The 12,144-nt window shown below is 44.9% G+C and carries 10 protein-coding genes; 6 read left to right on the top strand and 4 right to left on the bottom strand.

Annotated features, from left to right (window positions below):
* Positions 1–33: 33 nt before the first annotated feature.
* Positions 34–471: an MGMT family protein gene (locus DYH48_RS10490; RefSeq protein WP_006087286.1), complete on the bottom strand. Its 438-nt coding sequence runs from the start codon at positions 469–471 to the stop codon at positions 34–36.
* A 294-nt stretch (positions 472–765) separates the two neighbouring features.
* On the opposite strand from DYH48_RS10490, the gene def reads away from it, so the two are divergent.
* The 3 genes from def (at position 766) to DYH48_RS10475 (ending at position 3,222) form a co-directional block, all read left to right on the top strand.
* The gene (def, locus tag DYH48_RS10485) at positions 766–1,257 is read left to right on the top strand and encodes a peptide deformylase (protein ID WP_006081499.1); all 492 of its coding nucleotides are present in this window, start codon (positions 766–768) and stop codon (positions 1,255–1,257) included.
* Between the two features lie 264 nt (positions 1,258–1,521).
* A complete protein-coding gene (gene rhlP / locus DYH48_RS10480; RefSeq protein ID WP_115334731.1) occupies positions 1,522–2,367 on the top strand; it encodes a rhombotarget lipoprotein in 846 nt (281 codons plus the stop codon).
* Between the two features lie 228 nt (positions 2,368–2,595).
* On the top strand, positions 2,596–3,222 hold the full coding sequence (locus tag DYH48_RS10475; protein WP_115334730.1) for a LysE family translocator: 627 nt from the start codon (positions 2,596–2,598) through the stop codon (positions 3,220–3,222).
* Between the two features lie 165 nt (positions 3,223–3,387).
* Here the strand turns inward: DYH48_RS10475 and proX are convergent, their stop codons facing one another.
* From proX to proV, 3 genes are read right to left on the bottom strand one after another with little or no spacing between them, the layout of a single operon-like run.
* Positions 3,388–4,422 carry a glycine betaine/L-proline ABC transporter substrate-binding protein ProX gene (proX, locus tag DYH48_RS10470; RefSeq protein WP_115334729.1) on the bottom strand — a complete coding sequence of 345 codons (1,035 nt, stop codon included), beginning with the start codon at positions 4,420–4,422 and terminating at the stop codon, positions 3,388–3,390.
* Between the two features lies 1 nt (position 4,423).
* A complete protein-coding gene (locus DYH48_RS10465) occupies positions 4,424–5,269 on the bottom strand; it encodes an ABC transporter permease (protein WP_115334728.1) in 846 nt (281 codons plus the stop codon).
* Between the two features lie 26 nt (positions 5,270–5,295).
* Entirely contained in the window at positions 5,296–6,522 is a 1,227-nt protein-coding gene (gene proV, locus DYH48_RS10460) for a glycine betaine/L-proline ABC transporter ATP-binding protein ProV (RefSeq protein WP_198136741.1), read from the bottom strand.
* Positions 6,523–7,564: 1,042 nt separating this feature from the next.
* On the opposite strand from proV, the gene DYH48_RS10455 reads away from it, so the two are divergent.
* The 3 genes from DYH48_RS10455 to DYH48_RS10445 all read left to right on the top strand — a co-directional run bounded on the left by DYH48_RS10455 (position 7,565) and on the right by DYH48_RS10445 (position 12,135).
* On the top strand, positions 7,565–8,398 hold the full coding sequence (locus DYH48_RS10455; RefSeq protein ID WP_115334727.1) for a PRC-barrel domain-containing protein: 834 nt from the start codon (positions 7,565–7,567) through the stop codon (positions 8,396–8,398).
* Between the two features lie 47 nt (positions 8,399–8,445).
* Entirely contained in the window at positions 8,446–10,164 is a 1,719-nt protein-coding gene (locus tag DYH48_RS10450; protein WP_227500710.1) for an FAD-dependent oxidoreductase, read from the top strand.
* 234 nt (positions 10,165–10,398) lie between these two features.
* Positions 10,399–12,135, top strand: coding sequence for a thiamine pyrophosphate-dependent enzyme (locus DYH48_RS10445; protein ID WP_115334726.1), 1,737 nt, complete (start codon positions 10,399–10,401; stop codon positions 12,133–12,135).
* The last annotated feature ends 9 nt before the right edge of the window (positions 12,136–12,144 follow it).

Below are 12,144 nucleotides of genomic sequence, written 5' to 3'. Positions count from 1 at the left end.
CGATGTAAACAGTTTATGGATCAGTATATTAAACTAAAATGGCATTGCCATGACTAAAGTGACCAGATCGGGACGCCACTGGTACTCAGACAAACTAACTTTGCCGCAGTTCACTGTTATTCCTTCGATTCTTAATAATTCCATCTGTTCCTGAAAGGAGACTGAATTTTTCTCGAAGGAGATTTTACCCTGACTATTGAGGACTCTGTGCCAAGGCAGAGACAAATGTTCGGGTGCTGATTTGAGTGCCTTGGACACATAACGTGCTCGCCCCGGTAATCCCGCATAATCGGCAATTTTGCCATAACTGCTGATTTTTCCCTGCGGGATCATCGCAACGATATGCCAGATTTTTGCCATGGGAGACAAGTCCACCGCTTGCGGCTGGTGACTCGCTAAATCCTGTTCATCTTGTTTATCTTTTTCAAGATAGCGATACAGCGGCGATTTGTCTTTCGGAAACGATGCCATCGAATAGTTGGCCCTCAGCTAAATGCGTGTTCATGCTCAGAGAATCACGCTTAAAAGGTACACAGTAAAAGTCGCCCGCGACGAGGTTGGGTTAGTGTAACGGCAAAGTCTGGTTTAGCGGAAGAAGTGAGGACATTAAGCGTTCAATGGATTATGCATTACTCGATATTTTTTATCGACTATCTCGATTGCTAACAAAATATTTAAACTGTTTTTAGCTTTAATATTGTGTAAATGGTCAAATAGTCCATAATAGCGCCAATTTTTTTGACTCGATGAGAGAAGATAACTGGCATGGCTGTACTCGATATTCTAACAATTCCCGATGAGCGCCTTAAACGTAAAGCGCAACCTGTAAAAGATATTGAAGCTGTTCAGGGATTTATCGATGATTTAATCGAAACCATGTATCACACGGATGATGGTATCGGTTTAGCGGCAACGCAAGTCGGCAGTACGGATGCAATTATTGTGATCGATTTATCTGACGGTCGCGACCAACCTCAAGTGCTGATCAATCCTGAAATCGTCGAAAAGTCTGGCGAGTTTGTGGGTGAAGAAGGGTGTCTGTCGATCCCCGGTTATCGCGCTAAAGTGTCACGTTTTGAGAAGGTCAAAGTGACCGCCTTAGACAGAACGGGCAAGGCTATCGAAATCGAAACCGATGAGTTTTTAGCCATAGTATTACAGCATGAAATCGACCATTTACATGGCAAAGTGTTTATCGAACATTTATCCATGTTAAAACAACAAATTGCGCTTAAAAAAGTGCGTAAATACGCTTAAGCCTATTGCATAAAAGCGTGCACAAAAAAGTGTATGAGCGCTTTTGAGCGCGTGTTGCACCTCCTGACTAGCCGCATTTTATGATGCGGCTTTTTTGTATCTAAAATTGGTATGTAAAACCTGAGTTTGAATGTCATTGACTTGATATGTGAACATAACGACTTGTTTTAACTGTAATGAGTGGATAAGGTAGCCAGCAATATCCGCTAGCAATAAATTCAGTAGCATCATTAGCGGCAGTGTATGGATACGGTAGGGAAACAGATGAAACTTAAGATCATAACCAGCGGCATAATCTCACTCGCAATGCTTTCACTCAGTGGCTGCAGCGCGTTTTTTAACGGCAATACCACAGATAAAAAGGCGGTATCGAGTAGCTTAGTCGAATACTTATACCCAGATGAGAAGAGCCGCCAAGCCCAGCAGCCATCCTTACCTGTGCTGCGTTTGCCTATTACTGTCGGCATTGCTTTTTTACCTTCATCCCATTGGCAAGCTGATGCCATAGACAGTCGCGCCCAAGTCGCTTTGCTCAACAAGGTGAAACAATCCTTTATTAAATACGATTATATCGATCGTATTGAAATCATTCCGAGCACCTATCTTAAAAATGGCAAAGGCTTTAATACCTTACAGCAAGTTGCCCGCCTGCATGACGTCGATGTGATGGCGCTGGTATCTTACGATCAATTGATGCAAAGCCACGAGAACAAATCCGCCATTCTTTATTGGACTATCGTGGGCATGTATTTAATTCCTGGCAACGAGAATGCAATCCAAACCTTTGTCGATACTGCGGTGTTCGATATGCGCAGCCAAAAGATGTTATTTAGGGCGCCGGGCATTAATCAGTTAACTGAAAGTTCAACCGCTGTTGGCGTGACGACAACCCTAAGAGAGAAATCCTATGAGGGTTTTGATCTTGCGGTGAACGATATGATTGTCAATTTAGACGATGAGCTCGCCCGCTTTAAAACACGGGTTAAAGAAGAGCAGGTTGCCACCATAGAACATAAACAAGGTTATAGCGGCGGTGGCAGTTTATCGCTATTGATACTTTCACTACTGGGGATTTTTGCGGTGCGCCGTTTAACGATTTGCCGTGACTAAATAATTAAGCGCCAATTAAGATCGTTAAGGATGAGCAAATTGAGGTTTGCTTTGAATCAAGACGTGAGCAAAAAGTATATAAAGTTGAGCACAGGCTCTGGTTATCAACTTACTTGTAGTTAACGTTCTGATTTTATTTTTAAAGTGGTTTGCAGAGGCTGCGGTATTGCGTCGGACACCACTTACGCGGGCGCGATACATTAGGCGTTTAACAAGGAGAAAAATTAAATGGATTTAAATTCACTATTACTGTTTGCAGTTGCTTGCCTTGCTATCAATCTTATCCCTGGACCCGATGTTATCTACATTGTATCTAACACAATGAAAGGGAAAATGATCAGTGGGCATAAAGCTGCGATGGGTCTAGGTGTGGGTTATTTTGTTCACACGCTTGCTGCTAGCTTGGGATTATCTGCCATCATTCTCAGCTCAGCGTTGGCTTTTAGTATTGTGAAGTGGTTGGGCGCCGCGTATCTAGTGTATTTAGGCATTCAAGCATTAATATCAATGTGGCGTGGCAACAATAAAATGGTGGTCGATGACAATAGCAAACCAAACGGCAACGTATTTTTCCAAGGCATTGTCGTTAGTGTACTTAATCCTAAAGTCGCTTTATTTTTCCTCTCTTTTTTGCCGCAGTTTATTGACCCGTTAGCAGGTTCAACGTCAATTCAGCTGTTAACCCTTGGTCTTATTTTCAGTTTGTTAGCGACCCTGTGTAACGTCCTCTATGCGTTGGCAGGAAGCTGGGTATTTAGTCGGCCCAATTCCCAGCGTTATTCCAGAGCCTTAGAGGGGATATCAGGGGTGTTGCTTATTGGCTTGGCCAGTAAAGTCATGACCAGTGATAGATAGTGGAATCAGGTTAGGCTGCTAAGAGCTGGGACAGGGCTCAAATAAGCGGATCTGAGTTGATGAAAGACCCTGAAAGCAAGTTCCAGTGATGATAGAACGCAAACCGAAAGTGGATGTTGTTTGCGTTTTATCATCACTGGCCAGATTTAGGGTTACAGCTTGAGACTATTGAGCCGCGTTTCGTGCTTCAGTAAGCCAACCGTTCCATTTATCTTGGTTCTTGGCAATCCATCCATCAACGTGGTGTTGAATATCTTGCTTACTCTTTTCACCGTCGTTCATACGCGTGTTCTGCTCGTTGATATCGGCGAGCGGTAGTGTGAATACCTCAAAAAACTTTCTCGCGGCGGGATTTTGTTTAGCGAATTTTTTGTTGGCAACGATCTGGATGTCAGAAGCGACAAACCCCAGTTTTATCGGATCGGAAACCGCGCCTTCGAGTCCCTTTACCGTCATCCGATCAACGGCAGCACTCTGGGCTTTTGTTGGCTTGATTTCAGGCACGTTTATCCACACAACGTCCTTGCCTGGCTTCATTTTAAAAATGGTCCAGTTGGGCGCCCAAGTATAGAAAAATATCGGGCCACCATTTTTATAACCCGCCATAGCGGATGCCATCCCGGCAGCATAGGCCGCTTTCACTGGATTAATCGAATCTTTCAGACCGTAAACATCCATATGGTGAGTGATAATTTTTTCGCATCCCCAACCAGGAGGACATGCAGTCAAATCCGCTTTACCATCTCCATTAGTATCAAATGCTTGTTTGACTTCAGGGCGTTTAAAATCTGCAAGAGAGGTAATATTGTATTTATCGGCTTCTTTTTTAGAGATTAAATATCCGCCTAATCCACCGGCTTTAATAACATAACCAATCTTTTCAGCTTTCTCGTCGAAATTACTCGGTAGCTGATCGTTATGCATTGGAAACCAACCATTGGCCCAATAGTCAATGTCCCCGAGTGTGACGGTTTTATAAAAGATGGGATTGACCAATGTCTTAGGCTTTTCGACATCATACCCAAGCGTTTCAAGACCGCGTCGAACAAGTGCTTCCTGAAAAAAACCTGTGTCCCATGTCGCCCGAGCGGGTTTAACGATTATGCCTTCCCCTGGCTTGAGAGTATCTGCAAGCGCTGCGGATCCCGTCACTGTCATTGCAGCTAACGCTGCACCCAGTATTACTTTTTTAAGTCTCATTTTACGTCCTTATTTTTTGGGTCGCCATTGATTGGGTGATCCTATCGAGAATGATGGCTAATAACACAATCGCTAGACCGCCCACCGTGGCCAAACCAATATCAAGTGTATTTAAGCCCAGAACGACAGGTGCCCCGAGGCCACCCGCGCCAATCATCGCGGCGATAACCACCATGGAGAGCGACATCATGATGGTCTGATTCAGGCCCGCCATGATGGTCGGTAAAGCAAGGGGTATTTGAACTTTAAGTAAAACCTGCGAGCTTGTTGCCCCAAAGGCGAGCGCAGCCTCGACTAACTCTGGGTGTACTTGCCTAATCCCTAGACTGGTTAATCTCACCAAGGGTGGCAGGGCAAAAATGATGGTCGCCAGCACACCCGCGGTATTGCCAATAGAAAAAAGCATCACAATGGGGACCAAATAGACAAAGGCTGGCGTCGTTTGCATCGCGTCCAAAATGGGTCGTAGAACGTTGTTAACACGATCACTGCGTCCAGCCCATATCCCAAATGGCACACCAACAAGGGTGCAGAACACCACGGATGAAAAGACCATGGCGAGGGTTATCATGGTTTCAGACCAGAAACCGAGCAGACCGATGAGCACCAATGATAACAGCGTAAAGATGGCCAGTTTTAAACCTGACACTCGCCAAGCAATGGCGCCAAACAGGGCAATAACAAGCAGAGGGGAGGTTGCCAGTAGACCGTCTGACACACCAGACAGAATAAAGTCAACGGGCCATTTGATCAGTTGGAAAAACCATCGATAGCCTTCAACCAACCAGTTAACTACATTGGTGATCCACACATCTAAAGGAATCACTCTTTCATCAGAACTGAACATGATATAAAACTCCTGAAGTGAGTATTCTAAGATGCTGATTGCTCAAAATAAGTCCCCTTTTCCGCACGGTTTAAGGTGCGAAGAAACAGATTTTTAGAAACAACGCCGCGATATCTACTTTCTGAGTTTACAACTGGAATAGGCCAAGCATGGGAGGCGACCAAGGGTAAGATATCCTGAAGGCTATCTGTTTCTTGAACTGATTTAGCGTCTGTCAGAAAAGCATGCTCAAGTTTGCTAGCACCATTTCCTTGGTCAACAGCGTCGCGCAGGGAGTCTGAAGAGACCACACCTAAAAAGCGGTGTTCTGAGTCAAGTACATAGGCAAATTCGCGATCTTTAATGCTTAACATTTCTAGGGTGGCGCGTGGGCTACCGGCTTTAGTATGCCAAACGACCGTTGGCTGACTGTCGCGGGCAATGTCCCCAGCGGAGATAACACCGGTTGGATCCACACCACGGAAAAATGCGCGCACATAATCGTCCGCGGGATTTTGCAGGATTTCTTCCGGCGTCCCCACCTGAATCACTCTGCCGCCCTGCATAATGGCAATTCGGTCGCCAATGCGTAATGCTTCGTCTAAATCATGGGAGATAAAAATGATGGTGCGTTCATGACGATCTTGCAGTTTCAGCAGTTCATCTTGCATCTCTGTCTTGATAAGCGGATCAAGCGCCGAAAATGCCTCATCCATGAGCAAGATATCAGGATCAACCGCTAAGCCTCGCGCTAATCCTACTCGCTGCTGCATACCGCCACTTAACTCATTGGGATAGGCCTTCTCCAAGCCTTCGAGTCCGACTTGTTTTAAAGCATCTAGGGCTCGTTCTTCACGCTGTTTTTTATCCATGCCATCGAGTTCGAGGCCAAATGCGGCATTCTCTAACACTGTTTGATGGGGCATAAGCGCAAAGGATTGAAACACCATACTGGTTTTACTTCTGCGAAACCTGACCAGCTCATCCTTATTCATGTTGAGGATATTTTGGCCATCGACTAATACCTCTCCCGACGTGGGTTCAATGAGCCTATTTAACATTCTTACTAGGGTTGATTTTCCTGAGCCGGATAGCCCCATAACGACAAAAATCTCACCTTTATTAACGGTAAAGCTGGCACCTTGTACGGCAACTGTCAGCCCTGTCTGTTCGTAAATTTCTTCTTTGCTTTTCCCTTGTTCAAGTAACTTCACCCCCTTGCGAGGCTCAGCACCAAAAACCTTATACAGGTTTTTTATCACTATTTTTTCCATAACATTTTCCATGACGCTCTTTTACGCCGTTCTGCTTTTTTGCACTAACGCTACATAAAAAACACATGAATAAATTCTGCTCGATTAAACATTTAATGATGAACTCACAGAGTTCATAAAAAATGCACAGCACGAGTAGTCTCTTTCTACACTAGTGTCTTACAGGCCTATCTGTCAACGAATCGACGCAATTAAGTAGGGTGTAAATTATTGAAAATAAAAATATTTATATATTTTCCTCGTGGGCCATCATTTTTTTGATGGCTCAGTTGGCGGCTAAAACCTTGAAAGGCTGAACGATTCCAACAACGAAAAAAAACGTAGAAAACTGAAAGTCATCCAAGAAAAAGAAAATGCGGGTGCAAACACAAAAACAGCGACAATTGCTCAGTAATCTGTGTTAGGAACCCATGTAAGGCGTGTGGTGGACTGCGCCAACAACCGTGGGAAAATTCACTATGACACTCATTCACCATGAAATAGAGGTCGAGAGGACGAGTGATTGGGACATACTTATGCGTGTCTGATCATGAATGTCATGACAAGCCGGCGCGGTTGGATTTATCGCTGGGATCTCGTGTGAACATTTTAAACAGGAACGACATTTATCTAGTGGTTGTCAGCACCTAAAAGCGGACTGACGTTAAACGACTACGTCTATTCGCTTTGCTTGAACCTAAACCCAAAGTGCGTTATGTCATTGTTAATATTGATTTCAACATTGACCTCAGAAAAAACCTCAAAAAAGACATCAAAAAAGACCTCAAAAATTTTTCCACAACCATGAACTCCACAGCTATAGACATTACCGATTGTCTTTCTCTATGGCGAATTACTTGAGGTCTGGTCTCAGTGTGATAGGGTGGATTTAGCTGCGAACTCGACGCATAGGCATTTGGCGGCGCATCAATTGCACTCATAACTGCATTAATATCACTCCCATGTTCTATAGCGCACCGACAGCAATACTGCTTTTTGCATACGATGATTCGTATATTGCATCCTCTGTTAAAAAATCAAGCATGTGAAGGAGACAGTACTTATGTTACGCACCGTTAAACATATGGAAGACTACGTAATCAGTGCTACAGATGGCAATATTGGGCATGTCAAAGATGTCTATTTTGATGACGAAACTTGGTGCGTTCGCTATCTTGTTGTTGATACAGGTACTTGGCTTTCGAGTCGAAAAGTATTGATTTCGCCCATCTCGATAGGCCAAGCAAACTGGGCGGGCAAGCAATTACCCGTCTCGATCACAAAAGAGCAAGTTGAGAACAGCCCCGACATTAACACTCAAACTCCCGTCTCTCGCCAGCAAGAAATCCGCTTACTTAAGTACTACGGCTATCCATATTATTGGGGTGGTTATGGGATGTGGGGCGACAGTGTGTACCCGAATTTGATGTTAACGGGATACGTCGACTTGGTTTCGCGGCCCAATGACGAAGATCCACAAGGGGTTAGGGCGGTTAAAGCCGAGCAGCATCAAGATGACGATATGCATCTGCGTAGCTCTCAGGCGGTAATCGACTACCGCATTCATGCTAGCGACGGTGACATTGGCCACATAGAGGACTTGCTTATCGATGAAGAGACTTGGGCCATTCGATACCTGATAGTGAATACCAGTAACTGGTGGCTAGGTCATCAAGTGCTCATTCCTGCAGATTGGATTGAAGATGTGAGTTGGCCGGATGCCAAGGCGTCAGTCAACCTGACACGACAGGCAGTGAAAGACGCTCCGCCATATAACCCATTGATGCCAGTGGACCGTAAAACGGAAATATCTATCTACAACCATTATGGTCGTCCTGGTTATTGGCTGGATGAAGAGCAACATGAAACCGCAAAATCACACCCTAGCACCGCGTAAGAGCGAGCGGTGACAATATTAAGAGGTGATCAATGGTAGCCGAATCTATGTCTACATCTACAAAATCAGCCACAGAATCATTAATAAAATCAGCCACAGAATCGAAAAGTGTCGCAATTTTTGGTGGTGGTATTGCTGGACTAACGGCAGCCCATGAATTTGCAAAACTTGGCTATCAAGTCAAGGTGTTCGAGGCGAATGCGGATGCGGGCGGTTTTTTTAGAAGTGCCAGAAGGAAAGAGGAGCAGGGCATGCCTTCTGAATACTCTTGGCATGGAATGGGTCCTTGGTATAACAATTTTTTCGAACTCATCAAGGAGATCCCCTTTGATGAGCACTCCAGCCTCTATGACAATATTCTTTCACGGCCTGTGGTATTCGGCTTAGCGCCTAATTCAGGTGCGGCTCACTTTGGTGACTCTCACTCCGGCAATGTCGATGTGGAAAACCTGTTTAGTATGACGACCAAAGAAAAATGGCTTTGGTGTTGGCTAATGGGAAAAGCATGGTGTTCAAATACCCGAAGTAGCCAAAAGTACAGTAATATCAATGCGAAAGAAGCTTGGCGACCTTATTTAGCCGCTTCGACATTGAGTACCTGGAGTTCCACTTTTGGCCCTTGGGTAGGTTCCGACTGGTGTCATGTTTCTTTCCATCATGTGGCGCATTTTTTCCGTAAGCAATTAGTCACCAAGTATTCGTATCATCAAGCAGACAGTGAAGGCGGGCCGTGGGAACACAAGGCTCGTATGGGATGGTTGCTGCTTAACGGGCCCAGCAGTGAAGTTTGGTTTGATAAATGGGTCGATGATCTGAAGAAAAAGCAGGTCGAGTTTCATTGGCAGACCCCACTTCATCGTTTGTGTTTTGAGAATAACAGCATCACAGCGGCAGAGCTCGCCAATGGCGAAACCGTTCAGGCCGATATCTATGTCCTCGCACTCAATCCCTTTTCTGCGGCAGATGTTCTAGACAGAAACCCGCAGCTTCAAAATAAACCGCAACTCAATCTTTTTAAACCCTTGGTACAACAGGGGCCGCACACCCAAGTGTCCTTCAGAATTGGCTTCAAAGAGCCAATGTCTTGGCCGCGGAAAAGATGCGCGCTGGTTATTTCAGACTCCGCCTTTAACCTGACATTGTTTGCTCAGGAACAAGCGTGGGGAGAGTCGAGTTCTCTGGGGGACGATATTCAATCACTGTGGACTGTCACGGCTTGTGTTTCAAAAGTCCCTGGCCCAGTCCATGGCCTTTGTTTGGAACAATGCACAGAGGAACAATTTCTGGATGAAGTGTTATTTCAATTAAAACAGAGTCATGCCCTCGATGAATTGGTCAAAAAGGCTAACGGCGGTAAAAGCTGGCTAGATTTTTCCATCGTAAACATCACCGTTTGGCATGAATGGGCGTTTTCTCCTGAAGGCATAACATCGGCGCAGCCCAAATGGGTGAACTCGACCCATACCCAACAATATCTACCACAGCAAAAGACGACCATATCTAACCTAGTTCTTGCAGGCGCTCATACCCAAACGACGGCGGATGTGTGGAGCATCGAGGCGGCGGTCGAGAGTGGCAAGCTGGCGGTCAAGGTTTTTGAGCCGCAACTTAAGGTCATTCCACAGTCGAACTTTCTGGTGTTGACCATCCTTGGGAAAATAGATGATGTGCTTTATTACTGCAAACTTCCTAACGTGTTGGATGTTGGTTTGGCAGTCATTGTTATTTTGTCGGTGAGCGCCATTGCTTTTGGGATTGCCGGATAAAGAGTGGCTGATATAAAACGCAAATAACGCAGGGCGTATGCATGACCATGAGAATAATGTTGGCTGAAAGCTCGAAGTGAATTGCTCAACAGCGATTTCAGACGTGGATTGCGACCATGGGTATCCTCTTTTATCTGGCGGGTTTTGTCTGGGGCAAGATAAACCGCACTTTGTAGGTGCAGGCTAGCTTGGTCATTAATATAGAAATTTTTTATCTAAACGTTGGAGCCAATTATGTCAAAAAACGTAGCGGATCATCTAGTCGAAATGCTGGTAGAAGCGGGTGTTAAGCGAGTTTATGCCGTGACTGGCGATAGTCTTAATCCGGTCAATGATGCTGTACGAAGGGATGGCAGACTGCAATGGATCCATGTCAGGCACGAGGAAGCGGGCGCCTATGCGGCATCTATGGAAGCTGAGCTAAATGGTATCGGTTGCTGCATGGGTAGCAGTGGTCCTGGGCATGTTCATTTAGTCAATGGACTCTATGATGCTAATAGAGCTGAAAATCCGGTTATTGCGATTGCTTCAACTATTCATACTGAAAAAATGGGATTGGACAATTTTCAAGAGACAAGACCCGAATCGTTATTTCAAGATTGTTCAAAATATGTGTTTCTCGCCAATACCCCTAAACAAGCTGTCAATGGTTTACAAACGGCGATTCAGCATGCCATCAGCAAGAAAGGGGTCGCTGTGCTCGGGCTTCCCGGTGATGTGGCTTCAGCAAGTCTGGAATCTGTGCATACGGCGAATAAAAATTTCTACACTCAACCCAGAATAACCCCAAGCCATAAACAGCTTGAAGAATTGGCAAGCGTCATTAATGAACATGACAAAGTGATGCTGTTTTGTGGCCATGGTTGTCGCTATGCCGTTGAAGAAGTGATGGAATTGGCCGAAAGGCTTAACGCTCAGTTGGGATATAGTTTTCGAGGCAAAATATTTTTTGAACGTAAAGAAAATCCTTATGCCGTTGGACTTAATGGGCTGTTAGGCAATAAATCCGGTTTTGAAGCTATGCATCAAGCCGATGTCCTGTTGATGCTGGGCACGGATTTTCCATATAGTGAGTTCCTTCCAGAAAAATGCAAAATTATTCAAATCGATACTAAACCCGAAAAATTAGGCCGTAGAGCTAAAGTGGACTTGGGCTATTGTGGTGATATTAAATCAACCCTTGAAGATCTTATGCCGTTAATTGATGTCAAAACGTCCACGGATTTTCTCGACAAAACCCGTTCACTGCATCAAGAAATTGAAGCTATCTATGAGAGCTATGTGGAAGAAAAGGGTTCTGAAAAAAATATTCACCCAGAATATGTTGCCCATTTGGTGGATAAACTCGCCGATGATGATGCGATATTTACCGTTGATACGGGCATGAGCGCCGTATGGGCCGCGCGTTATTTAAAGGCGGGAGCCAATCGTTACCTGACAGGTTCCTTTAATCATGGCTCGATGGCGAATGCTATGCCTATGGCGATGGGGGCAGGCTTATCACAACCAGACCGGCAAGTGATTGCGTTTTGTGGCGATGGCGGTATTTCAATGCTGCTCGGCGATTTAATGACCATTAGCCAATATCAAATTCCTGTCAAAATCATCATCTTTAATAACCGTTCGTTAGCTATGGTGAAGCTTGAAATGCGGGTAGAAGGTTATATGGAGTGGCAGACGGGTATGGTTAATCCTGATTTTATAAAATTAGCAGAGGCGATGAACATTGCTGCATGGGAGGCGACGGAGTCCAAAGATGTGGAACTCGCACTGGTAAATGGATTCAAGCATAAGGGACCTGCGATAATCAATATTTTTACTGATCCCAATGCCTTGGCAATGCCACCCACCTTAAACTTCGAGCAAGTAAAAGGCTTTGCAGCATCGATGACAAAATTAATGGTCAATGGAAAATTTGCCGAAATCGTCGATACGACCAAGAACGATTTAAAATACTTACGGGAGTTATGATAAAACATC

It is taken from the genome of Shewanella baltica, from assembly GCF_900456975.1.
Lineage (GTDB): Bacteria > Pseudomonadota > Gammaproteobacteria > Enterobacterales > Shewanellaceae > Shewanella > Shewanella baltica.
The sequence above is the reverse complement of the archived record's forward strand: the minus strand, read 5'-3'. Positions and strand labels throughout refer to the sequence as shown.